Origin of the sequence: Halomonas sediminis, from assembly GCF_044871105.1 — a bacterium.
GTDB lineage: Bacteria > Pseudomonadota > Gammaproteobacteria > Pseudomonadales > Halomonadaceae > Vreelandella > Vreelandella zhuhanensis.
Window position 1 is genome coordinate 2,851,837 of sequence record NZ_CP085246.1, and the last position, 22,140, is coordinate 2,873,976.

Sequence of the window (22,140 nt, forward strand, 5' to 3'; positions counted from 1 at the left end):
TTTAATCACTCTATCCGCTTCAACCTTCCCAGGCGTAATCGGCAAAGGCGTCATCCAGCTCAGGATGATTGATATGATTCGAGTAGTTGCTCAGGGTCTTCACCGCCATGGCGAGCACAATCTGCATCACATGCTGCTCTTCAAACCCCGCCTCCAGAAACGCTTTTACATCGGCGTTGTCCGGCTTGCCTCGGGTATCGAAAATGACCTGGGTGAACTGGCTCAAGGCGGCCAGACGCTCATCGGGAATCGGCTGGTCATTGCGCAGCGCCTTTATCACCTCGGACGGTACCTGAGAGACCTTTTCGCCCAGCATGCTATGCGCCGACATGCAGTAGCTGCAGCCATTCAGGCGGCTGATGGTGAGAAACACCACTTCCTGCTCGGGCGGGGCAAAACCTGACTCCTCACGGAACAGATCATACCCGTGCAAATAGGTATCCAGCACCCCCGGCGCCTTGGCCATGGCCTGGTACATGTTGGGTACGAACCCCAGTTTGGCGTTGGCTTTCTCCAGCAACGGCTTGGCCTTGGCATCGGCGTTATCGAGGGTTTGCGGGGCTAGCTTCATTTTATATTCGGCTGTCATGGTAGTTTCCTTGCTGTTGTTGGATGGGCGATAATAAATATGGAACAATCGATCCAAAAATACCAAATGGATTATTTCAAGCGTGCTTTTTCTCGCTCTTCAGTGCAGGTATTTTTCAGCGAAGCCCTGTCAACACCTGCTCTACCGCGCCGCCGGCATCTTCGGCACTGGCGCCGCTCTTGAGTAGCGTGCGCAGCCCGGCCATCGAAAGCGTCAGGTAATTGGCCAGCATGGCGGCATCTCGACCCGCGTCGATATCGCCTTCCTCCTGGGCCTGAAGCACCGCCTGGTGGAAAAGCTGCCTGATCGCCGCAACGGCAACAGCGGCCTCACGCGAGGGGGCGTCGCCACGCTGGCCCAGCTCACTGGCGGAATTGAAAATCAAGCATCCCAGGGCAGCACGCTCGCTGCAGGCATCCCGGGCAGTGTCGCGAAACAAGCCTTCGATGAAGGCAAATGCACTCGGTGAAGCCGTCAGCATCCGCTGCAGTCTTGCTACCAGGTTGTCGCGGTAACGATGCAGCGCTTCAAGAAACAGCTGTTCCTTGTTGCCGAAAGCCTGATACAGGCTGCTGCGCGAGATCTGCATGGCCGCCAGCAGATCGCGGGTGGATGCACTATTGTAACCTTGTGCCCAGAAGACCTGCATTGCCTGGGCAATAGCTTGGTCGGGGCTGAATGCTAGGGGGCGTCCTCTTGTCATGGCTGGACTTTAAAACCAATCGTTCCATAATGCAAACCGTAGCGTCACACGACAGATGTTGCCAATTTCCATTTTTCTCCACAGAGCCGCTCTCTCATGTTGCATCAAGCCTCCTCTTTCGAGAATCAAAAGCGCCTTGAAGCGGTGCGCCCGCGTTTAATAGCTTTTGCCAGGTTGCATTTACGCAATGCCACCCTGGCAGAAGATGTGGTCCAGGAAGCGCTGCTTACCGCCCATGAAAAAGCCAATGATTTCGAAGGCCGCTCCGGCTATGAAACCTGGGTGTTCGGCATATTGAAATACAAGATTCTTGATGGGCTTCGCGCCCAGAAACGCCAAGGTACCTGGCAGCCGATGAACGACGATATCAGCGACGACCTGCTCGATCGCCTGTTTCAGGAAAACGGACGCTGGCAACCTAATGCCCGCCCTAGCCGCTGGGGCGAACCGGATGCCGTGTTCGAAAACGAACATTTCTGGCAAGTGTTCGATGCCTGCATGACCGCCCTGCCGGACACCATTGCCCGGGTATTTTCGTTGCGGGAATTGATGGGGCTCTCGACCCAGGAGATATGCAAGGAGACCGGCCTCAAGGAAAACAACTGCTGGGTCATCCTGTACCGCGCGCGGCTACGCCTGCGTACCTGTATCGAGCACGGCTGGCTCCAGGAAGAATCAACTTGAGGAGGAATACAGCATGATCATGTGCCAACGCGCCACAGAGCTGATGTCTCAACGTTTGGACCGTCCACTGAGCTGGCAGGAACGTATATCGCTGCGCTTGCATCTTTCGATGTGTGGCGCCTGTAGCCAGTGCAATCGTCAATTCGACCTGCTTCACCAGGTGGGTGAGCGTCACCCGGCAGTAAACACGCACAAAAAGCCATCCATGAAGTGATAATTCATTGTTGCCATGCTTCTTCGTGGCTATTGTGCATTGAGTACTGAACAGAAAGTTTCCAGCAATATGTCGCTGCATTTCTTGCGCTGGCGCATTGAAGTCAATACAAAAAACGGGTTTACTAGCAGAACATTCTATGAGGAATTCTCGATGAAGGGGTTTGGGATACCACCGCTTCGCCTACGAAATAGCCGCCTGCTGGCGTTATTTCTGGTGCTGGTGCTGTCATTGAGCAGCTTGCCGGCGCATGCGAGCATGGATGCCTGCTTCATCGATTGTACCCCTACCCAAGTAGAGATGCTGGATACCCATGAAGGCTGCGCCGCCTGTGCCGCCCTCACCTCAACGGGTATTTTTACTATAGACGTTCCCAATTTCCTGGCCATCGCTCCCTTGATGGCCGTTGACGTTCACACGCCTCCTCCCCCGCGCCGACCTCCCAAAGCCTGAACGAACAACTGACATCTCTATCAGTTGCGGAAGCACTCGCGCTTCCTGAAAGAATATTTCGCATATTCCCCGTTCGTCAGGAGTTACATCATGATGACTGCATGTTTCAACGCCATGGGTAGCATGGGCTGGTTAGGCTGGCTGTTGCCTATCGTCATGCTCAGCCTATTAGGCTTAAGTATCGCCGCACTGGCCAAATATCTTTTTTCTTCTTCCTCCGTAGACTCCTCCTCTTCCGCAGATTCCTCTTCCAAGGGAGCTAGCTAATGAACCGTCCTATTACCGCCCTCGTTCTATCCACCGCCTTGATGACGGCCGGTACAGCGCAAGCCGCCCTGCCGAGCGAAGCGACTCTCTACAAGAACCCGCAATGTGGCTGCTGCGATGCCTATGCCCGTCATCTGGAAAGTTTGGGTGTCAGCGTTACCATCGTCGATGATGTCGAGGTGGGCAGCATCAAGATGGAAGCCGGTTTGCCCTACGGCCTTGGTTCCTGTCACACCACGCTGATGGGTGATTATGCCATTGAAGGCCATGTGCCTCTGGTTGCCGTCGAGGCACTGTTCGAGCAACGACCCGACATCGACGGCATCGGCTTGGCGGGCATGCCTATCGGCACGCCGGGGATGCCCGGCCCTCAACAGGCACCTTGGGATGTCTACCAATTCACTGATCAGGAATCACAACCCTTCATGACACTTTAGGCATCAGCAGCAAGTTTTCGGCTATTTTTCGCCTCGGCTCGATCACAACATCGCGTAACGAGCTGAGGCAGCCATACTTATCTCGTGGCATCCCGCCACAAGGTGTTCAACGACACTGACATAATGGGCTGACGCGCCCGAAAGGAGATAAATAATGAAACTATTCAATAGCTTGCCAAAAAACTTTCTTAAGCGTTTTTCCAAACAGGCTCTTGCGCTCGGCTTGGCCGTTTCGTTTAGCGCCGGTTCCAGCATCGTTCTTGCACAAGGCATGATGGGTGGTGGCCAAGGCGGCCAGGGCATGCAGCAAGGCATGATGGGCGGTGGCCAAGGCGGCCAGGGCATGCAGCAAGGCATGATGGGCGGTGGCCAAGGCGGCCAGGGCATGCAGCAAGGCATGATGGGCGGTGGCCAAGGCGGCCAGGGCATGCAGCAAGGCATGATGGGCGGTGGCCAAGGCATGGGTCCCGGCATGATGGGCGGCATAATGGATATGCCTTGTCCCATGATGGGCGGAATGGACGGAATGGACAGCGCCGGGATGGGCATGATGCTGCAGGCCGACCCTGAACAGCGTGAGCAGTTGCGAGCGCTGAAAGAGGAATATCGTCCCGCCCAGTTCGCCCGCATGGGCCGGTTGATGAACCTGCGCGACGAGATGATGGCGGCAATGCACCAGTCTCGCCCCGATCCCGAAGAGGTGGAGAAAATCCATAGCCGTATGGCCGAATTGCGTGGCGAAATGCTCGCTGAACATATACGTCATCGCAATGATATGGAGGAACTGCTGAGCGATGAGCAGCGTCAGCAACTTCAGAACAGAGGCTCCTCCATGCAGGGGGGTGCGTCCCCATCCGCTGGTTCCAACACTCAGTAGCAGTAAAAGCAGTAAGCTTTTGAAAAATATAATTAAATAGACGGCCACTCCATAGGTCGCCTTTTCCTTTCTTCCAAGAGACAATGGGGCTGATCTGCAACCGGGAGAAAACGATTAATCTCAGGCGCGAGTGACGTAACGCAATATCTCTACCACCTGCTCGGGGGTCGTGGCCCATGCCATGGCGGCGGCATCGACTTCCTTGAGCGGATGAATGATTTCCTCGCCATGCAAGGTGATATAAGGCTTGTCGAGTGCCGCGCAATACCCCGCATCGAAGGCGGCATTCCACTGCTTGTATTTGTCGCCGAAGCGTACCACTACCAAATCACTCTGCTCGATCAGGGTCCGCGTGCGGATGGCGTTGACCTTGGATGATTTATGGTCGCGCCAGAATTGATTGCCTTCCTCACCCAGATGATCGCCGGCGGCGTCACTGGCGTCGTGATCAGTCACCGGCGACGTGAACACCACATCCAGACCGGCAGCCTCGGCGCCTTGGGCAATCTGCTCGCGCCAATCGGTATGAATCTCGCCGGACAGGTAGACATAAAAGCTCATGCTGGTTCCTTGTATTTTTTCAGTAAAACGCTTCGAAGGGTTCGGCATGATAGCCAGGAACGCAGCGAACCTTCAAGCAATCACGCGGTCCGCCAGCTCTTCCAGGTCGGCCACGGTCATGCTCGGTTCGATGGCCCAGGGGTCGAAAGGCGCTTCCGGGCTACGCCGCACCCAGGCACTACGCAAGCCGGCATGAGTGGCGCCTATCACGTCAAAGGCATTACTCGACACCAGCCAAGTATGTTCTGGACGGGCTTCCAGGCGATCGCGCAGATGGGCATATACCACCGGGTCGGGCTTGAACCGCTTGATCTCATCGACGCTGATGATGTCATCCATGTGTGATTTCACCCCGGCACGATCCAGCAATTTTTCCACCGCCTCCCGGGTGCCGTTGGAAAATGCCACGCAGCGCATTCCCGCCTGATGAAACTTGTCCAGCGCGGGCGCTACATCGGCGAACGCGGGTAGTTCGGCGTAGCTTGCCATCAGGTGGTCATGGTCGTTTTCGGAAAGTCCCGTCTGCATGGAGCGGTCGGTGAACAACAGGGCATCGCGGGTGCACTCGGAAAACGGTACGTAAGCACCCATCAGCCCGCGTCGAAAACTGTATTCGAGTTGCTTTTCGCGCCAGCGACGAGCAAATTCCAGCGCTTTTTCAGGCTGTTTCAAGCGCCGTTCGAGTTCCACGGTGACGCCCTGGGTGTCAATCAAGGTACCGTATACATCCAACGCGATAACTGGTTGCATGGAAAGCTCCTTTATTTCAGCTAAATAGTTCAGGCTTTTCGCCAAGCTTTCATGACAAAAAACTCATTGGGAAGCACTTTCGGTCATGGCTCGAGCACGATCGAAGGTTTCCAGCGAAACCCCGTTACCCGAGACTAGCAGCGCCACCCGCTGCCCGCTAATATCGATGCGATGTTCCTCCAGGGCCGCCAGACCGATGGCGCCACCCCCTTCCACCAATATCTTCTCTTGTGCCAGCAGTTTGACCATGGCATGGGCAATGGCGGTTTCCGATGCCTGGTAATGCTCATCCATCACCTCACGCACAATCGCAAGGGTACAGCGGTTATGCTTACCGATGCCGCCGCCGAGCGAATCGGCAAGGCTCGGGGTTTCCTCGACATCCACCGGATGGCCTGCCTTGAGGCTTTCCCACATCGCGGCACCTTGCGAAAGGCTCACCCCGACAATACGCACCGCTGGATTGATTACCTTGATTGCCGTACCCACACCGCCCAGAAGCCCGCCACCGGAGAGTGCCATGATGACTCGGTCAAGGTCGGGCGCATCTTCCATCAGTTCAAGCCCGATGGTGCCTTGCCCGGCAGCAATCAAGGGGTCGTCAAAGGGCGGAATCGCGATCATGCCCTTCGCCACCAGGCGATCGACCTCTTCGAAAGCCGCGTCCTGGTCGGCACCGCAGCGTCTGGCTTCGGCTCCCAGCGCTTCGATGGCACGCACCTTGTTGTCCGGCACCATCTCGGAGAGACAGACCACGGCGGAAAGTCCCAGACGGGCGGCGGCAAACGCCACCGCCCGGCCATGGTTACCCGTGGATGCGGTGGTGACCCCGCTGGCCAGCGCCTCCCGGCCATGGCGCTCGATCAAGGCCGCGAGCATGTTGGTGGCGCCGCGCAGCTTGAAGGCACCAGTGGGTTGCTGGGTTTCCAGCTTGAGAAACACCTCGGCGTCGAATTGACGCGATAACGCCGCTGAACGTATCAGCGGCGTGCGCGTGACCAACCCGGCAATGCGCCGCCGGGCGTGGTAGATCTCAGCCAAGGTGACCCCGTGGCTCGATGCTGCGGGCACCGAGTCCGGGGAGTTCACTTCATGCGGCATGACCTTGCAAATCTCCTGATTTGACCAGCTCATCGGTAACCTTATCGACAGCGCGCTTGGCACGTCCGAGCATCTCGTCGACTTCGCTACGATTGATGGTAAGCGGCGGTGCGAAGCCCAGAATGTCGCCTTGCGGCATGGCGCGTGCAATCAGGTTTTCTTCCAGGGCGGCGGCGGCCACACGCGGGCCGACTTTCAGCGCCGGGTCGAAATGCGCACGACCGGCGGCATCCGGAGAAAACTCGAGCGCCGCCATCAGGCCGACACCCCGCACGTCACCCAGCAGCGGGTGGTTACCGAAGGTGGCCTTGAGCTGTTGCTGGAAGTAGGCGCCGGTCTCGGCGGCATTGGCCACCAGGCCTTCATGCTCGATGATATCCAGGTTGGCAATAGCCGCCGCACAGCCCAGCGCATGGCCGGAATAGGTCCAACCATGGCCGATGGGGCCGTATTCGCCGGTGCCCTGCTCCAGCACGCTCCATACCTTATCGCCCACGATCACCCCGGAAAGCGGCTGGTAGGCGCTGGTCAGGCCTTTGGCAATGGTGATCAGGTCTGGCTTGATCCCGTAGAAATGGCTGCCGAAATCAGCGCCTGTACGCCCGAAACCACAGACCACTTCATCGGCGATCAACAGCACATCGTACTTCTTGAGCACCGCCTGAACCTGCTCCCAGTAGCCTTCCGGCGGCGGCACGATACCGCCAGTACCCAGCACCGGCTCGCCGATGAAGGCGGCGACGGTATCCGGGCCTTCCTCCAGGATCATTGCTTCGAGTTTCTGGGCGCAAAAGGCGGAGAATTCACGCTCGGTCATGCCGTGCTGCTCAGCAGCGCGCAAGTAGTAATGCGGTGCTTCAGTATGGCGAATGGTTTCGATAGGCAGGTCGAAGTGATCGTGGAACGCCTTGAGGCCGGTCAAGGAGCCCGAAGCGATACCCGAGCCGTGATAGCCGCGCATCCGCGAAATGACTTTCTTCTTCTGCGGGCGACCCAGAACATTATTGTAGTAACGCACGATCTTGAGCTGGGTTTCATTGGCATCCGAGCCGGACATGCCGTAATAGACCTTGGACATCCCCATGCCGGCGATTTTCAGGATGCGTTCGGAAAGCGCAATCTGCGGCTCGTTGGAATGGCCCACATAGGTGTGGTAATAGGAAATTTCCATGGCCTGATTGTAGATCGCCTCGGCGATTTCCTTGCGGCCATAGCCGATATTCACGCAGTACAGACCGGCAAAACCGTCGATGAACTCACGGCCGTCCTTGTCCACGATGTTGATGCCCTGTCCACCGCTGATCACACGTCCCGGCGCGTCGCCATGGGCAAAATCACGCAGATGAGTGGAAGCGTGGAAGGTCACCTTGCGGTCACGGTCGATCAAATCCTGATGCTGGCTCATGGCACTTTTCTCTTAAATGAAATCTCTTAAATGAAGGCCCCGGTCTTACCGGGGTGATTGTTTAATATATTGTTCAGCATTAACTCAGTTCGGGAATTCTGCGAGCGCAGCTAGCTTCCGGAAACAGACCCTAAAGCACCCAGACAGTAATACTTGGTTTCGAGATACTCATCGATGCCCGTGGCACCGCCTTCGCGACCCAGACCCGACTGTTTGACGCCGCCGAAGGGCACCGGCGGGCCAGTCATCTTCACCGAGTTGACACTGACCATGCCATATTCGAGTGCCCGCAATAGCCGCCAGATACGCCGTATATCATGGGTATACACATAGGCTGCCAGGCCGTATTCAGTATCGTTGGCCAGTTCGATCACCTCATCATCGTTGGCGTAAGCGGTGATGCCCGCCACCGGAGCGAAGTTCTCTTCCTTCCATACCTTCATCTGCGGGGTGACGTTGGTCAGCAACACCGGCATGAAGAAGTTGGGACCGGGGGCTTGCGATTGATCACCCATCACCAGCTTGGCGCCGCGCGAAATGGCATCGTCGACAATCGCGGAAGCTTTCTCTACCGCCTGGGCATGAATCAAGGGGCCGAGGTCGATTTCGCTTTCCAGACCATTGCCCACGGTGAGCGCCGACATTCGCTGAGCGAAATGCTCGACGAACTCATCGTGAATCGACTCATGCACCAGGATGCGGTTGGCTGCCAGGCAATCCTGCCCTGCGGTCTGGAACTTGGCCGACACCGCCGCAAACGCCGCCTCCTTAGGGTCGACATCCGGCCCCACGATGAAGGGCGCATTGCCGCCCAGCTCCAGTGACAGCCGCTTGATGGTATGCGCGCTCTGCTCCATCAAAATCCGCCCCACCCGAGTGGAGCCGGTGAATGACAGCGCCTTGATACGCGGTTCTGCACACAGCACCTTGGAGACTTCCGGCGCATCGCCCAGCACCACGTTGAAGATGCCATCGGGAATACCGGCACGCTCGGCGAGTTCCGCCAAGGCCAAGGCAGAGAACGGCGTCTCATTGGCAGGCTTGACGATCACCGGGCAGCCCGCGGCCAGTGCCGCGGCGGCCTTGCGGGTAATCATTGCCAACGGGAAGTTCCAGGGAGTGATCAAGGCGGCGATACCCACCGGCTCCTTGAGAGTCCCCAGGGCCGCATTGGGAATGTGGCTGGGAATCGTCTCGCCGTAGGTACGCTTGCCTTCCTCGGCGAACCAGCGAATGAAGCTGGCCCCGTATTCCACTTCACCACGTGCATCGGGCAGTGGCTTGCCCTGCTCCAGGGTCATGATGATGGCAAGGTCTTCGCGGTGTTCCTGCAGCAGGTCGTGCCAGGCCAGCAAACGCTCGCAACGCTCATCGGCGCGTAGCGCCCGCCACTGCACGAAGGCCGCTTCGGCGGCGTCTACCGCGGCGGTTATCTGCTCGGCTTCAAGCAGTGGAATATGCCCCAGCGCTTCGCCGGTGGCCGGATCATACACAGCCTCTTCGCGGCCACCTGAACCGTGCGTCCATTTGCCATTGATATAAGCATACTGACGAAATAGGCGTGGATCGCTGAGACGAGTCGACAGTGTCATGGGCACCTCCCCTGGGTCTCGCTGCGAGTTGGACATCGGTGCGCAGCGGGAAAAAAGTGAACGGCCCGCAGGCCGTTGCATGTGTTCAGGGTAAGGCAATTCGTGGCAAGAGAGTTTTTGAAAGGCCGCCCGTTGGGCGGCACTTTTTTTGTCTATCCCCTCTGGAGTGTGGTTTTTTTTGGTGGAGCCGGTTTCATCAGCCTGCTGCCGGGTCGATCAGGGCTTCCTCGGCAAACACCACCAGCCCCAGCTCCGGCCGATAGCCGTGGATCTCGGTCACATCCAGCGCCTGAAGGAAATACAGAATTTCCTCGCTGATCACCTGCCCCGGCACTAACACCGGAAAGCCCGGTGGGTAGGGAATCACGAAGCTTGCCGATACCACATCGCGCCCTTCCCGCATCTGCGCCTGTAGCTTGCCATTATCGAAGCGCAGGTATTCGGTATTTTCTTCATCGTAGCTAAGAAAGTAGGCGCAGCGGATATCGCCCTGGGGGGTATCGGTACTGGGCCGGAAAGCATCGTGAAAGCGGCTGAAGTCCGGTAGCGGCGGCAGCTCATGATTCAGGGAATGCACCTGATGCTCGATGATCTTGCGTTCGGGGCGGCTGCTGTCCTCCCAGCGATACTCGAATTCCTTGGCCAGCTTGATCAATACATCCAGCAGGTAGGCGATCGAGCCACGGGTGGTGCCGATATTGGTCATGAACAGTACGGTGTTGCGTGAGGTCTTGTTGATCTGGATACCGTACTTGTTCATCAGGTATTCATTCTTGAAGGTATCGCCGTCGACCCCGGTATTGCCGATGGCGATGGTCACGCGAGTGGGATCGACCACGAACTCGTCGCGCGCCCAGGCCTCTTCCATCTTGTTCCAACCGGTAACCGGGTCGTAGTAGGACTCGACCCCCGATTCGCGGTAGGCCTCGGGCACCATGTCGCTGTTCTTCAATACGCGAAAATACTTCTGTAGCAAGGGGTGGCTGTAGAGCTGTTCGCGTAGCGAAAGCGCCGTCTCGACCTGGGAGTGCACCAACTCGAAGCCTTCCATTTCCGCCTGCATACGTCCCACATCCAGCGACGCCACGATCTGATAATTGGGTGAAGTCGAGGTATGGGTCATATAGGCTTCATGGAAGGAAGACTCGACCTTCTGGCGGAAATCCTGGTCCCAGACGTGAATCATCGAACCTTGACGCAAGGATGTCAGCGTCTTGTGGGTCGAGTGAGTGGCATAGGTACGAATGCGTACCAGGTCCGGGTCGGGCATCAGCCGCTGGTCGAGCCAGGTGGCGTCGTCATCAGGGTCGAGCTTGTCGAACTCGGCTTTCCAGGCGGCGTATTCCTCGCGATAACTTTCGCCGCGATAACGATACCGCAAGGTACGTGCCGAGTTCATGGCGGTGCGCGGCCGATACGTGGGGTTGAAGCCGGCGAAGGCGAACCAGGCTTCGTCCCACAGAAATACCAGGTCCGGCTTGATCGCCAGGCACTCCTCCATCACCCGGCGCACGTTGTAGACGATACCGTCGAAGGTGCAGTTGGTCAGCAGCAGCATCTTCACCTTGTGCAGCTGCCCGGCGCGCTTGTAGGCAAGCAGGGTCTTCTTGATGTCGCGCAGCGGCACCGCGCCGTACATGGAGTAATCGTCGAGCGGGTAGGAATCCAGATAGCTGACATGAGCGCCGGCCAGGACCATGCCGTAGTGATGCGACTTGTGACAGTCGCGGTCGATCAGCACGATGTCCCGTGGTTTGACCAGCGCCTGCACCACGATCTTGTTGGCGGTGGAAGTGCCGTTGGTGACGAAGAAACTGCGGCGCGCGCCAAACGCCCGGGCGGCATACTCTTGCGCCTTCTTGATCGGCCCGTAAGGCTGCAGCAGCGAATCGAGCCCCCCGGACGTCGCCGAGGTTTCGGCCAGAAAGATATTGATGCCGTAGAAGTCGATCATGTGCCCCGCCCAGTGGGAGCGGGTGACCGACTTACCCCGGGAGATGGGCATGGCGTGAAACACCCCGGTGGGCTTTTTGCTGTATTCACGCAAGGCATCGAAGAACGGCGTGCGATAGCGGTCGTCGATGGCCCGCAGGATAGTATGGTGCTGTTCGATGTAATCCGTTTCACGGTAGAAGATACGGTTGAAATATTGAATGTCGCGACTCGCCGTGGCCTCGACATCGCCGCTGGTGACCAGAAACTGATCGATCTCCGGGCGTAGCTCGTGAATCATCGAGCTGAGCAGAATGCTGCGCTCGGCTTCGGTCTGATGTTCCAGCTCCTTTTCCGAAAGACCTTCCAGATAGTTACGCAGGGCACTGAGGTTGTACTTCGACTTGTAGGGAAATTCGTAGCGGATCAGGCACGCCTGGATGTTGGGATTGACCAGTATGGCGATCAGCGCATCCTCGAAGCTTTTTACCGTCACCACGTCATAGACAAAGCGGTCTTCGGGGCGACGCATGTTGTGAAAGGCCTCGCGCACCACCTCTTCTTCCTGGTTGGAAAGATTATCCACGATCAAAAGCTCGAAATAAGGCTGTGCCGAGCTATTGGAAGCCGGGTGCCCACGGCGTAACTGATTGAGGGCATCGAGGGTTTCCAGGTCTTCGGCCCCGGCATCGGTCTCGGAGAGATCGACTTGTCGACGCCGATAGGACTCACTGATCAAGGCTCTGACCAGACGCTTGACCACTTTATCCAACAGCGCATATTCACCGCGATTGAACAGCGTCCAGAGGTGCCGAAAGTCCTCCTTGGACGGAAAGGCGTGATAATCCTCGATGATCTCCAGGCGGGTCAATTTGACGTCGATGGCCTTGATCAGGTTCTTGGCGCGACTCTCCTCCTCGAGCCGTACCAGAATACCCAGGTCACGTTTGAGCGCATTCCAGGTGTCGGCGCGAAGCTGGGAAATCTTGTGATAAAAACCCAGGGCGGTGTAGGACGTTTCGGTAGGATTGCTCTCTTGCATGACGACACCCATCCTTTTTATCGGTATTTGTCTGGAAAAGGCACTGGTTTCGGCAGCAGTGCTTATCAGCTTTGCAGGCCGCGTGAGCCGTAGCGCACGGTGATCTGTTCTTCGGGAAATGCCTCGAAGCTCAAATCCAGCACCATGCCGGGCCAACGAAACTGGGTACGCCCCTCGTTGGGGCGATACACCGCGGTATACACCGTGCCCAGGCCGTGCCGGTAGTCGTGACGAAACAGGGGTGGTGCGGAAAAGGCCGAGATCAGCCGCGCATCGGTGGTGGCGTCGTCATCCACCAGAATCGAAAGTTGACGCTCGCGGATTAGGGTTTCCGAGGCCAATGCATGGGCATACCACTCGATCTTCTTTTGATGATTGGTGGCCACCGCCACCCGCCGGATACTCGCACGGCGATCCGGTGCGATCATGGCCGTGACATAGCGCCCGCAGGCATCCGCCACGGTGATGTTGTAGGCCATGTGGGTGGGCACTCGCACCAGCACCGCGGCGGCTTCGGGCACCGTATCGCAGAATTCGAGGATGTAGCGCAGGATGATCGGCGCGCCGAAGCCATCCCCTACCACCTTGCGCCCGCCGAATGCCAGCGAAACCGCAAGCCCCGAATCGTTCATGCCATCCAGCACGCCCCACAGGCAATCCGACATGGCGATCACCCGGCGCTGATTCCAGCGGGTGTAGAGAATGGTGCCCTCGCACAGCTCCGGCGGGTAATCGTAGTTGCGCGCCAGCACCGTGGCCGTCGCGCTTGCCAGCACCGCCTGGGAGCAACCGGTGATGTACGGCGGCGGGCGGTACAGGCTCAATAGCCGTGACGAAAGATCGCCCCCACCGGCCAGCTCGCACAGGGTGCGGTAGGTATCCAGCAACTCCGGCATGTGATGGCGCAGGGCGTTATAACACTCCAGGTAGGAGGGGCGTTCGCGTTCACCTTCAGCCAGGTACCAGGGTTCGTAGGCCGGCCAATGGTAATGAAACAACGACTGCCACTTAGGCCCCGCCACCTCTTCATGCACGGTGCGAAACGTCAGTGTCTTGTCCAGCTCGCCTCGTGACGCCCGGCCTGCGGCAAAGTTGCCGTCCATGCTCACAGTATCTTGAAGTTGCCACCGCCGATGGCATGGCTGACGGCAACCTCCTCCACCACCGGGTCCTGCAATGCCTGTCCGGTGTATTGCTTACGGATACCCTCTATCCATGCCTTGGCCCTTTCGGTCAGTTGGAAGTCATCGTCCATCAAGCGGCCCCGGGTGATCAGGATACCCAGATCGGCCCCTTCATAGCGGAAGTCACCGGCGCCGCTGATGCGCAGAAAGAAGGCTTCATGCTCGTTTTCCGCCGCATGAGGATGATAGCTGTAATGATCGTAGGCGAGCTCGCCATTGTCATTCATGCGCCATACCCCGGTGCTCGGCGCCTGGGTCAGAAGGTCAACGCTTTCGTCGGTATGCTTGATGACCAGCTGGCTCCAGCTGTCGACGCTTTCGGGATGCGACCAGCGCTCGTTGATCTCGTCGATATCCAGATCGAAGTCGACATCCGAGAATTCCAGCAAGTGGAACAGGAACAGCGGGATATCCGAGTGAGCGAAGGCCGCCACGTTGGTCAGGGAACTCGCACCGGTAACGCGGGGATTGAGCTCGCCCAGGTACACATCGTTGGTGTCCATGTCGATCAGGAAGTCGAGCTCGAAGTAACCGCGATAACCTTCTTCGCGCAGGGCTTCACCGAATTTGAAGGTGTACTCACGCGCCAGGTCGCGCACTTCCTGACTGAAAGCCCCGGCAAACATCTCGTTGCCGCACCAACCGCCCTTGTAGGGCGTCAGCGTCTTGAACCCTACAAGCTCGGTCATCAAGGGGCCGACCACCGTGCCGCAGCGCGTGGCGCAGGCCTCTATCGCCGAGCCGCGACAGTTAATGCGTTTCATGATCTTGACCTCGGGCTCGGCTTCGATCTCTTCGGCGTGCTTGTAGTAGTCCTCTTCGTCGGCAATGAAGAAGGTGGTGTGCCCGGAATCGCCGAAAGCGGTCTGCACCACCAGGTCGCTGCCCAGCGTCTGACTCACCTCGCTGAGTTCCTGATAACTGCCCACCTTGGCCAGCACATTGGGCACGCTGGGCACCCCGGCTTTATTGCCGATACGTACCGTCTCGATCTTGTTGTCCATCCGCTGGCGCAGTTCCGCCGGCGGAAAGGCAACCCGCAGCCCCAGTTGCTTGCAGATTTCTTCGGTGTGCTCGTCGAACATCAAGAACGTGGCCACCCCGGCGTTGTCGCCGTCGGCACGTGATTGAATGAAATCGATCACTTCCTTGTGTTCGAGCAAATAGTTGTTGATGTCTTCGATGCTCTCGAAATCGCGGGGAAACTTCTCTTTGGGCACGAAGACGTTACGCTGCTTGCCTTCGAAGCAGTCGATATAGTTGATGTGACGAAAGCCCCCCACCCAATCACCGATTCCCAGCAGATTGAAGTTGGTCGCGGAAATGAAATAGACCGGCTCCTTGTTGTTGCGAAAATGTCTACGAACGTCCGCAATGGAAGTAATTTTAGTCATTATTATCGCTCCTTCGGTGGCGGGTACTGGGGCCGTATGGTAAGGGTTGGCTAGAATGTGTCGAGGTCGGACCGTACCGGCTTGGCAAGCGGGCCCAATGTATCGAGAAAAGGTGAGGAGCCGTTTTCGCTACGATACAGCGAGAAATCCACTTCCCGATCGCGGAAACTCTTGAGCGGCTGGCCCAGACCGCGCAGACCAGTCTCGCGCTCGCGGCGCACTCGGGTGAGGTCGATCTCAATCGGCATGATCTCTTCACCGATGCCGGCCTGATGGATCACGTCACCCGACGGCCCGACCACGATGGAACGACCGTTGCCCAAGGCGCCTGCGCCATTGATATCGAAGAAATAGCACTGATTGACCGCGGCATTGGTACGTGCGATCGAGAGCTCGATGTCCCGGTCGATGGTATCGGTCATGGTGGGATGAAGAATCACTTCAGCGCCCATGGCGACCAGGGTACGGGTGGTTTCGGGAAACCACATGTCGTAGCAGATGGACACGCCGAAGCGGCCTACCGTGGGTACATCGAAGACCACGAACTCCTTGCCGCTTTCCACTCCGGCTTCATAAGGGCGAAAGGGAAACATCTTGCGATAACGCGTCACGATCTGCCCCAGGGGATTGATCACCACCAAGGTGTTATAGACATGCTCACCGACCTGCTCGAACATCGAGCCGGGAATCAGCCAGATACGGTATTGCGCGGCCAGCTGACAGAACATCGCTTCGGCATCGCTGGGTAGCGGTTGAGCATGATGCGGCGAAGCGCCCATGGGCATCAATTCGCTGAACAGCACCATCTGAACCTGAGGAAAACGGTTCATCAGCACGTCGATACGATGGCGCATGGCCTCGGTATTGTCGCCATGGTGCAGGGCATGCATTTGAACACCGGCAATGGTGAAATAAGACATTGGTTTCTCTCTGCGTCAGGCGATCCGGCTGTTTTAACTTAGCTTGCTGGTCTGGAGACTTGTGTTCTGCTGGGTTAGTCAGTGCGTGGGAACTCACTTTCATCCTAAGCCAACGGAACGCTGAATTGGCGTTGACCATGCGTCTAGCTAAATCATCAGCTTCGATTTACTCGGGTAAAATCATAGGAAATCCTCCGGGAGAACCCCCGGTTCGGACTGTTTGACTGCCTTGGTCACGATATAAGTGCAATAGCGCTCGATTCCCACTTCCGAGACCAGCCAACTATCGATCAGACGTTGATAGCTATCGATGGAGCGCGCCTCGAACTTGACCAGATAATCCACCCCGCCGCCCACCGCCACGCATTCGGTGACTTCCGGGGTTTCCTGCACCATTGCCTCGAAACGCGAGAAGCTTTCGCTATTATGCGCCTTGAGCTCGATTTGTACCCATACCGTATTGCGCGGCACCAGCGCCTGGCTGTCGATACGGGCACTATAGCCTTGAATGATGCCGGCCTTTTCCAGGCGGCGAACGCGCTCCCAACAGGGGCTGACCGAGAGATTGATCGCCTCGGCCAGCTTGGATTTGGTAATTCGCCCGTCCCGCGACAGGATTTCCAGAATTTTTACATCATAACGATCGAGTTTCATTGGTTCAGGCGTCCAGAGACTCGACAATGGCGGCAATCACCGCCAGCGTATCGCCCATACTGATCAACGCGGGGCCGCGCCGGGCCATCAGCATGCCGTCACGCTCGGCGTAATAGGCCACCGGCGCGGCACCACTGCGGGTCATGTCGTAAACATAGGCGATCACCTGCCCTTTCTCGATCCTGTCGCCCAAGGCCACGGTCAGTTCCAGCAGCCCGCTGTGTTCGCTTTGTACGTAGCAGCTGGCATCGGGCATATCCAGGTACACCTGCGGCGCGTCGGGCATGACCACCTCGCCTTGAGTGAGCCCGAAATACACCAGAAAGTTATCGATGCCGCGCTGGGTAATCGCGATGCTTTGCGGTGTCGAGGTACCCACGCCGCCCAGCTCGGTTGCAACGAAAATCTTGCCCTGACGCTCGCAGGCGGTATCGAACAGTCTTTCGGCATCCAGTTCGAACATCACCATGGCATAGGGAGCGCCGAAGGCCTTGGCGCCTTCAAGGGCGCGCTGCTGCTGGTGCTTATCATCCAGCACATGCGAAGCGGCAAACGGCAGGATATCCAGCGTCCGCCCGCCGGAGTGCAGGTCGAGCACCACATCGGCCAGCGGAATCATTACCCGGTTGAAATAATCGGCGATCTGAGCGGTGGGGCCGCCATTGGGGTCCCCGGGGAAGCTGCGATTGAGATTGCCGCCATCCATCGGCGAGGTACGCTTGCCGGCCATGGCCGCAGGAGTGTTCATCATCGGCACGATAATCACCCGGCCGCTGACATCTTCCGCCTTGAGCGTCGTGGAAAGCTTCATCAGGGCGGTAATCCCTTCGTATTCGTCGCCGTGATTGCCCCCGGTCAATAGCGCCGTCGGGCCTACGCCGTTCTTGACCACAGTGACCGGAATCATCACCGCGCCCCACGCGGACTCATCGGTGGAAATCGGCAACTTGAGAAAGCCGTGCTGCACGCCCTCGGCATCAAAATCGACGGTCGCGGAAATCGGGCTGGGTCGCTTGCTCATAATAAAGTCCTTGTTGACGGGCATCGCTTACGTTGCGTCTGCTCACTTCACAAACAGCTGGCGCGGAAAATTGGCCAGCGTTTCGACGCCGGTGTCGGTGATAAGAATGCTTTCGGTAATTTCCAGCCCCCAGTCCTCGACCCACAGCCCCGGCATGAAGTGAAAGGTCATGCCGGGCTGTAAAATGGTCTCGTCCGAGGGGCGCAAGCTCATGGTGCGCTCTCCCCAGTCGGGGGGATAGGAAATACCGATGGGATAACCGCAGCGCGCCCCGCCACGGTCGAAGCCGTATTTATCCATCGCCGCCCCCAACGCCATGGCGATATCCGCGGTGCGGTTGCCCGGTTTGGCCACCGCCAGGCCGTTCTCGATGCCTTCGAGAAGGGCGGATTCGGCCCGAATAAAGTCTCGCGGCGGCCTTCCCAGAAAGACGGTACGCGACATCGGGGCGTGATAGCGCTTATAGCAACCGGCAATTTCGAAGAAGGTGCCTTCGCCTTCCAGGAAAGGCGTATCGTCCCAAGTCAGGTGGGGAGCGGAAGCATCCGCGCCGGTAGGCAATAACGGCACGATGGCCGGGTAGTCGCCACCGAACACCTTGCCGTCGTCGTTGGTCCAGCCTTCGATACCCACCCGATAGATTTCCGAGACCAGCTTGCTCTTGGGCAAACCGGGCTCGATCACTTCCAGAATGCGTGAGTGCATGCCTTCGACGATTTTCGCCGCCACCCGCATGTATTCCACTTCTTGGGACGACTTGATCGCCCGACACCAGTTGACCAAAGCGTTGGCATCCAAAAAGCGGGCATGGGGAAGCTCGCGCAGCAGGCTCTGGTAAGCCTTGGCGGAAAAGTAATAGTTGTCCATTTCCATGCCGACCACCCCGGTATGCCAACGCCGGTCGGGCAGGATGGTCTGCGCCAGATAGTCCATGGGATGCATGTGCGGATTTTGCACATAGTGATCCGGATAGTAGGTAATGTTCTCTGGGTCCATCCAGCAGGTACGCAGCGCGCCGTTGGCATCCATCCGGCGGCCGTACCACACGGGCTCACCTTCCAGCCCCACCAGCACACATTGGTGTACATAAAACGACCAGCCGTCGTAACCGGTCAGCCAGGCCATATTCGAGGGGTCACTGACGATCAACACATCAATGCCACGGCCGGCCATCTCAGCTCGCACCTTCCACAGGCGGGTAGCATACTCCTCTCGTGTGAAAGGCAGGGAAACCTGAATCATGGGCGACTCGCCATTAAAAAATCATTCAAGAACCGGGGAACACCAATTGCCGCCGGGCCAAAGAATCGACTGCTAGCCCCGAGCGGCCTGCCATGGCACGCCCGGCAGCCCCGCCAATGTCGTCTTCGCCGATACTAGCACCCACCCTTGGCCAGTGGTCAAAGCCTTTGTATCAAAAGATGAATAAAGCCCCTACCGCCCACCGAAAGCGCCTCGGATGGTTGCACTCAACAATGGAGCTCACCCATCATGGGCGATAAACCCTTACGTTCATCAGGCCTTGAAGGAGAGCCTTCACCATGAAGATTCTTGTGCATATCGACGACGCTGAGGCTTGGCGCGATGCATTGGCCGAGCGTCTGCCTGACGCTCAGGTAATTACCAGTGACGCTTCTGCCGAGCAACGTCGAGGCATGGACTACCTGGCAGTATGGAAGCCCTCCGAACAGCTGCTGCGCGAACAGACGCAGCTCAAGGGAATCATCAACCTGGGCGCAGGCGTGGATGCGCTGTTGCGCACCCCGGGGCGCCCAAGCGATGTGCCCATCGTCAAGCTGCGCGATGCCGGCATGGGCGATTTGATGGTGGACTACGTGCTATATGGCGTGCTGCATTTTCAGCGCAATTTCGATCGGTATCGCTTCCAGCAACAGCAGGCGCAATGGCGCGAAATCACGGTACCCGACAAGGCCGACTGGCCGGTGGGCGTGTTGGGATTAGGCGCTATCGGACGCAAGGTCGCCACGCGTCTGGCAGAGGAAGGGTTCCCGGTGATCGGCTGGAGCCGTTCGCCCAAGCAGCTCGACGATGTCGATGCCGTTCACGGCGACGACGGCCTGAACCACCTGCTGGAGAATGTCAAGACGTTAGTCACGCTGTTACCGGACACTGCCGAGACCCGTGGGCTGCTTGATGCCCAGCGCCTCGCACAGTTGCCCGAAGGCGCCAGCCTTATCAACCCGGGGCGTGGCAGCCTCGTCGATGAGCGGGCGTTACTCGATGCACTGGGTACGCCCTCTTCCTCCGGCCATCTGCGCGGCGCATTGCTGGATGTCTTCCAGGAAGAGCCTTTGCCGCAAGACAGCGAGCTGTGGCGACACCCCAACGTCATCATCACGCCGCACATGGCCGCCCCGACACCGCTCAAGGAAGCCGTGGACCAGGTCGCCGACATGATTCGTCGCTTTGAAGCGGGGGAACCCCTGGATACGGTCAATCGCGACGCCGGTTACTGATTCCCTTGCCAATGGCGGTATACTCAATGGTTCGGCAATGCTTGGCCGCTAACGCTAATAAGCGCTAGCACCGCTGTCGGAACCAAGAGCGCACCAAGAGTTCCTATGCTTATTATAGGCTGCGGTTATTGCCCTGACCGTGGAACCGGCGTGAACCGTTTTGGAGCAAGTGCCATTGGCTAATTCTGCTGTATCAGCATCCCGGCTAGCGAGTCGGCTGTTTCGGATACCGGCGCATGCCTGGGTCGCGGTTGCATTTTTTTCGCTCTTGAGTGGTGTGGGAGCCGGCACGCTACAGGCTGCCATCCACACCCAGCAAACGCCTCTGGCCGAGCCAAAGCCGTTCGAAGCCCAGTATCGCTTTGAAATGCGCGGCTGGCCGAGCGCCACCATCACTCATCAATTAAGCCAGGAAGTTAACCATTGGCTCAGCGACATGAGCTTCTCGGTGACGGTTGCCAGAGGGGCTGAGCGCAGCCGTTTCATCGTCAATGAAGACAGCGTGCATTCGCTGGTTTACAACAGCAGCTACGCCCTGTTCGGCATTGGCGACACCTATCAACTGGAAGAAGCCGAGATGTTCCTGCCGGACCGCCAGGCCGCCCTGTTCGAGCTCTCCCGCCAGGCGGGTAATGCCGGCTGTGTGGTAACCTCTCCTTGTGAAATCAATTACCTTGATCACCGTGGCCGTGAGGAACAATTCGCGTATTATCTCGTTCAGCGTGGTCCGATCAGCTTGCCCGCCGGCGAATTTGATGCCCTCACCGTGGCGCTGGTCGACGCGGAAAAGCCCGATCGTCAGCTGCAACTCAGCTTCCATCCCGGTTTTCCCGGCCTGGTGCTGTCCGCCGACTATCGGCGCGAAGGCCGCCGAGAAACCAAGCTATCCTTGACCCACTTCCAACCCCAGGGGGGCGCTACGCCCTAAATGCTCTCCGGTCTTGTTATCGTTCTCTTACCCTTGGTGTTGGGTTATCTGGTAGCGCTGCGCTCCACCGCCGTACTCAATATCGTCAATCAGGCGGTCAATCTGTGTGTCTATGCCATCCTGTCGTTCATGGGCATCAGTCTGGCGGGGCTGGAAAATCTGGCCAGCCAGCTATCGCGGCTGGGCGGACAGACGCTGCTGCTGTTCAGTGTGACCACGCTATTCAACCTCGCGGCCCTGTGGTGGCTTTCGCATCGGGTCGCGTTGCGTGGGGGCACCTCGCCTGTGGTGGAAAATGCTCCCACCAGCAAGCTGGCCGCCATGGCGGGTTCGCTGATGCTGGTCGGGGTGGTCGCCGGGGGTGTAGGCGCAGGGTTGATCCTTGGCCCATGGGTGGGGGCGAGCCTCTTTCATGGCGCGGAAACCCTGGCTGAGTGGACGCTTTACCTGCTGCTGGTCTTGATCGGCTGCCAGTTACGCAACTCCGGCATGCCACTCAGGCAGATCCTGCTCAACCGGCTGGGCTTAGTGATTGCTCTTACGTTGGCGGCAAGTTCGCTGCTGGCGGGGCTGGTGGCAGCGCCGCTGCTGTCGCTTTCCTGGAATGAAGGTCTGGCCATGGCCGCCGGATTCGGCTGGTATTCGCTCTCCGCTATCCTGATCGGTGAACACCTGGGGCCGCTCTTGGGCGGGGTGGCATTTTTCAACGACCTGACCCGGGAGCTTTTCGCCTTCATCTTGATTCCTCTGGTCATTCGCCGCTACGCGGCACTCGCCATCGGTTACGGCGGCGCCACCTCGATGGATTTCACCCTGCCAGTGATTCAACAGCACGGCGGCGTGGCCTGCGTACCGGTAGCCGTGGTCAGCGGCTTCATACTCTCGCTGCTCTCCCCGCCGTTGATCCTGTTTTTTCTATCGCTTTCGGGTTGATTGCTTGGGCGAAGTGGCCGCG

At 58.2% G+C, this 22,140-nt stretch carries 23 protein-coding genes; 9 read left to right on the forward strand and 14 right to left on the reverse strand.

Features of this window, described 5'->3' with window-relative positions; translation table 11 throughout:
* Positions 1 to 19: 19 nt before the first annotated feature.
* Both LG290_RS13455 and LG290_RS13460 read right to left on the reverse strand, forming a co-directional pair.
* Positions 20 to 589, reverse strand: coding sequence for a carboxymuconolactone decarboxylase family protein (locus LG290_RS13455; protein WP_499835234.1), 570 nt, complete (start codon positions 587 to 589; stop codon positions 20 to 22).
* Positions 590 to 704: 115 nt separating this feature from the next.
* Entirely contained in the window at positions 705 to 1,292 is a 588-nt protein-coding gene (locus tag LG290_RS13460; RefSeq protein ID WP_499835235.1) for a TetR/AcrR family transcriptional regulator, read from the reverse strand.
* Between the two features lie 96 nt (positions 1,293 to 1,388).
* On the opposite strand from LG290_RS13460, the gene LG290_RS13465 reads away from it, so the two are divergent.
* From LG290_RS13465 to LG290_RS13490, 6 genes are all read left to right on the forward strand, one after another.
* Entirely contained in the window at positions 1,389 to 1,976 is a 588-nt protein-coding gene (locus LG290_RS13465) for a sigma-70 family RNA polymerase sigma factor (RefSeq protein ID WP_499835236.1), read from the forward strand.
* 43 nt (positions 1,977 to 2,019) lie between these two features.
* Positions 2,020 to 2,190 (forward strand): zf-HC2 domain-containing protein, encoded by a 171-nt coding sequence (locus LG290_RS13470; RefSeq protein WP_499837109.1) that lies wholly within the window; start codon positions 2,020 to 2,022, stop codon positions 2,188 to 2,190.
* A gap of 153 nt (positions 2,191 to 2,343) precedes the next feature.
* On the forward strand, positions 2,344 to 2,643 hold the full coding sequence (locus LG290_RS13475) for a hypothetical protein (protein WP_499835237.1): 300 nt from the start codon (positions 2,344 to 2,346) through the stop codon (positions 2,641 to 2,643).
* A gap of 90 nt (positions 2,644 to 2,733) precedes the next feature.
* Entirely contained in the window at positions 2,734 to 2,910 is a 177-nt protein-coding gene (locus LG290_RS13480) for a hypothetical protein (RefSeq protein ID WP_499835238.1), read from the forward strand.
* The gene (locus LG290_RS13485) at positions 2,910 to 3,347 is read left to right on the forward strand and encodes a DUF411 domain-containing protein (RefSeq protein ID WP_499835239.1); all 438 of its coding nucleotides are present in this window, start codon (positions 2,910 to 2,912) and stop codon (positions 3,345 to 3,347) included. The genes LG290_RS13480 and LG290_RS13485 overlap by 1 nt, the downstream gene beginning before the upstream one ends.
* Before the next feature lie 154 nt (positions 3,348 to 3,501).
* Complete coding sequence (locus LG290_RS13490; RefSeq protein ID WP_499835240.1) at positions 3,502 to 4,224, forward strand: Spy/CpxP family protein refolding chaperone; 723 nt, start codon at positions 3,502 to 3,504, stop codon at positions 4,222 to 4,224.
* 120 nt (positions 4,225 to 4,344) lie between these two features.
* Here LG290_RS13490 and LG290_RS13495 read toward each other — a convergent pair whose 3' ends face one another.
* The 12 genes from LG290_RS13495 to doeA all read right to left on the reverse strand — a co-directional run bounded on the left by LG290_RS13495 (position 4,345) and on the right by doeA (position 19,022).
* Positions 4,345 to 4,785, reverse strand: coding sequence for a YtoQ family protein (locus tag LG290_RS13495; protein WP_160419160.1), 441 nt, complete (start codon positions 4,783 to 4,785; stop codon positions 4,345 to 4,347).
* 72 nt (positions 4,786 to 4,857) lie between these two features.
* Positions 4,858 to 5,535 (reverse strand): haloacid dehalogenase type II, encoded by a 678-nt coding sequence (locus LG290_RS13500; RefSeq protein WP_499835241.1) that lies wholly within the window; start codon positions 5,533 to 5,535, stop codon positions 4,858 to 4,860.
* Positions 5,536 to 5,598: 63 nt separating this feature from the next.
* Positions 5,599 to 6,636, reverse strand: a complete 1,038-nt coding sequence (eutB, locus tag LG290_RS13505; RefSeq protein WP_499835242.1) for a hydroxyectoine utilization dehydratase EutB — start codon at positions 6,634 to 6,636, stop codon at positions 5,599 to 5,601.
* The gene (locus LG290_RS13510) at positions 6,626 to 8,041 is read right to left on the reverse strand and encodes an aminotransferase (protein WP_499835243.1); all 1,416 of its coding nucleotides are present in this window, start codon (positions 8,039 to 8,041) and stop codon (positions 6,626 to 6,628) included. Before LG290_RS13510 ends, eutB begins: the two co-directional genes overlap by 11 nt.
* A 110-nt stretch (positions 8,042 to 8,151) precedes the next feature.
* The gene (locus tag LG290_RS13515; RefSeq protein WP_499835244.1) at positions 8,152 to 9,633 is read right to left on the reverse strand and encodes an NAD-dependent succinate-semialdehyde dehydrogenase; all 1,482 of its coding nucleotides are present in this window, start codon (positions 9,631 to 9,633) and stop codon (positions 8,152 to 8,154) included.
* A 196-nt stretch (positions 9,634 to 9,829) separates the two neighbouring features.
* Positions 9,830 to 12,607, reverse strand: a complete 2,778-nt coding sequence (locus tag LG290_RS13520; protein WP_499835245.1) for an aminotransferase class I/II-fold pyridoxal phosphate-dependent enzyme — start codon at positions 12,605 to 12,607, stop codon at positions 9,830 to 9,832.
* Between the two features lie 65 nt (positions 12,608 to 12,672).
* Positions 12,673 to 13,710: a C45 family autoproteolytic acyltransferase/hydrolase gene (locus tag LG290_RS13525; protein ID WP_499835246.1), complete on the reverse strand. Its 1,038-nt coding sequence runs from the start codon at positions 13,708 to 13,710 to the stop codon at positions 12,673 to 12,675.
* Between the two features lie 2 nt (positions 13,711 to 13,712).
* Complete coding sequence (locus LG290_RS13530; RefSeq protein WP_499835247.1) at positions 13,713 to 15,185, reverse strand: biotin carboxylase; 1,473 nt, start codon at positions 15,183 to 15,185, stop codon at positions 13,713 to 13,715.
* 50 nt (positions 15,186 to 15,235) lie between these two features.
* Positions 15,236 to 16,105, reverse strand: a complete 870-nt coding sequence (locus LG290_RS13535) for a carbon-nitrogen hydrolase family protein (RefSeq protein WP_499835248.1) — start codon at positions 16,103 to 16,105, stop codon at positions 15,236 to 15,238.
* 180 nt (positions 16,106 to 16,285) lie between these two features.
* The gene (locus LG290_RS13540) at positions 16,286 to 16,759 is read right to left on the reverse strand and encodes an Lrp/AsnC family transcriptional regulator (RefSeq protein ID WP_499835249.1); all 474 of its coding nucleotides are present in this window, start codon (positions 16,757 to 16,759) and stop codon (positions 16,286 to 16,288) included.
* Between the two features lie 4 nt (positions 16,760 to 16,763).
* A complete protein-coding gene (gene doeB, locus LG290_RS13545; RefSeq protein WP_499835250.1) occupies positions 16,764 to 17,780 on the reverse strand; it encodes a N(2)-acetyl-L-2,4-diaminobutanoate deacetylase DoeB in 1,017 nt (338 codons plus the stop codon).
* 42 nt (positions 17,781 to 17,822) lie between these two features.
* Positions 17,823 to 19,022 carry an ectoine hydrolase DoeA gene (doeA, locus tag LG290_RS13550; protein ID WP_499835251.1) on the reverse strand — a complete coding sequence of 400 codons (1,200 nt, stop codon included), beginning with the start codon at positions 19,020 to 19,022 and terminating at the stop codon, positions 17,823 to 17,825.
* A gap of 299 nt (positions 19,023 to 19,321) precedes the next feature.
* On the opposite strand from doeA, the gene LG290_RS13555 reads away from it, so the two are divergent.
* The 3 genes from LG290_RS13555 to LG290_RS13565 all read left to right on the forward strand — a co-directional run bounded on the left by LG290_RS13555 (position 19,322) and on the right by LG290_RS13565 (position 22,118).
* Positions 19,322 to 20,257, forward strand: coding sequence for a 2-hydroxyacid dehydrogenase (locus tag LG290_RS13555; RefSeq protein WP_499835252.1), 936 nt, complete (start codon positions 19,322 to 19,324; stop codon positions 20,255 to 20,257).
* 169 nt (positions 20,258 to 20,426) lie between these two features.
* Positions 20,427 to 21,185, forward strand: coding sequence for a hypothetical protein (locus LG290_RS13560; protein ID WP_499835253.1), 759 nt, complete (start codon positions 20,427 to 20,429; stop codon positions 21,183 to 21,185).
* Positions 21,186 to 22,118 (forward strand): LysO family transporter, encoded by a 933-nt coding sequence (locus LG290_RS13565; protein WP_499835254.1) that lies wholly within the window; start codon positions 21,186 to 21,188, stop codon positions 22,116 to 22,118.
* The last annotated feature ends 22 nt before the right edge of the window (positions 22,119 to 22,140 follow it).

Excerpts from the sequence above, each read along its gene's own strand:
- LG290_RS13555 (WP_499835252.1), top strand. The coding sequence starts at position 19,322 with ATGAAGATTCTTGTGCATATCGACGACGCTGAGGCTTGGCGCGATGCA.
- LG290_RS13460 (WP_499835235.1), bottom strand. The coding sequence starts at position 1,292 with ATGACAAGAGGACGCCCCCTAGCATTCAGCCCCGACCAAGCTATTGCC.
- LG290_RS13530 (WP_499835247.1), bottom strand. The coding sequence starts at position 15,185 with ATGACTAAAATTACTTCCATTGCGGACGTTCGTAGACATTTTCGCAAC.
- LG290_RS13465 (WP_499835236.1), top strand. The coding sequence starts at position 1,389 with ATGTTGCATCAAGCCTCCTCTTTCGAGAATCAAAAGCGCCTTGAAGCG.
- LG290_RS13455 (WP_499835234.1), bottom strand. The coding sequence starts at position 589 with ATGACAGCCGAATATAAAATGAAGCTAGCCCCGCAAACCCTCGATAAC.
- doeB (WP_499835250.1), bottom strand. The coding sequence starts at position 17,780 with ATGAGCAAGCGACCCAGCCCGATTTCCGCGACCGTCGATTTTGATGCC.
- eutB (WP_499835242.1), bottom strand. The coding sequence starts at position 6,636 with ATGCCGCATGAAGTGAACTCCCCGGACTCGGTGCCCGCAGCATCGAGC.
- LG290_RS13520 (WP_499835245.1), bottom strand. The coding sequence starts at position 12,607 with ATGCAAGAGAGCAATCCTACCGAAACGTCCTACACCGCCCTGGGTTTT.
- LG290_RS13515 (WP_499835244.1), bottom strand. The coding sequence starts at position 9,633 with ATGACACTGTCGACTCGTCTCAGCGATCCACGCCTATTTCGTCAGTAT.
- LG290_RS13500 (WP_499835241.1), bottom strand. The coding sequence starts at position 5,535 with ATGCAACCAGTTATCGCGTTGGATGTATACGGTACCTTGATTGACACC.
- LG290_RS13470 (WP_499837109.1), top strand. The coding sequence starts at position 2,020 with ATGTCTCAACGTTTGGACCGTCCACTGAGCTGGCAGGAACGTATATCG.
- LG290_RS13495 (WP_160419160.1), bottom strand. The coding sequence starts at position 4,785 with ATGAGCTTTTATGTCTACCTGTCCGGCGAGATTCATACCGATTGGCGC.
- doeA (WP_499835251.1), bottom strand. The coding sequence starts at position 19,022 with ATGATTCAGGTTTCCCTGCCTTTCACACGAGAGGAGTATGCTACCCGC.
- LG290_RS13510 (WP_499835243.1), bottom strand. The coding sequence starts at position 8,041 with ATGAGCCAGCATCAGGATTTGATCGACCGTGACCGCAAGGTGACCTTC.
- LG290_RS13485 (WP_499835239.1), top strand. The coding sequence starts at position 2,910 with ATGAACCGTCCTATTACCGCCCTCGTTCTATCCACCGCCTTGATGACG.
- LG290_RS13535 (WP_499835248.1), bottom strand. The coding sequence starts at position 16,105 with ATGTCTTATTTCACCATTGCCGGTGTTCAAATGCATGCCCTGCACCAT.
- LG290_RS13480 (WP_499835238.1), top strand. The coding sequence starts at position 2,734 with ATGATGACTGCATGTTTCAACGCCATGGGTAGCATGGGCTGGTTAGGC.
- LG290_RS13490 (WP_499835240.1), top strand. The coding sequence starts at position 3,502 with ATGAAACTATTCAATAGCTTGCCAAAAAACTTTCTTAAGCGTTTTTCC.
- LG290_RS13525 (WP_499835246.1), bottom strand. The coding sequence starts at position 13,710 with ATGGACGGCAACTTTGCCGCAGGCCGGGCGTCACGAGGCGAGCTGGAC.
- LG290_RS13540 (WP_499835249.1), bottom strand. The coding sequence starts at position 16,759 with ATGAAACTCGATCGTTATGATGTAAAAATTCTGGAAATCCTGTCGCGG.
- LG290_RS13475 (WP_499835237.1), top strand. The coding sequence starts at position 2,344 with ATGAAGGGGTTTGGGATACCACCGCTTCGCCTACGAAATAGCCGCCTG.
- LG290_RS13565 (WP_499835254.1), top strand. The coding sequence starts at position 21,186 with ATGCTCTCCGGTCTTGTTATCGTTCTCTTACCCTTGGTGTTGGGTTAT.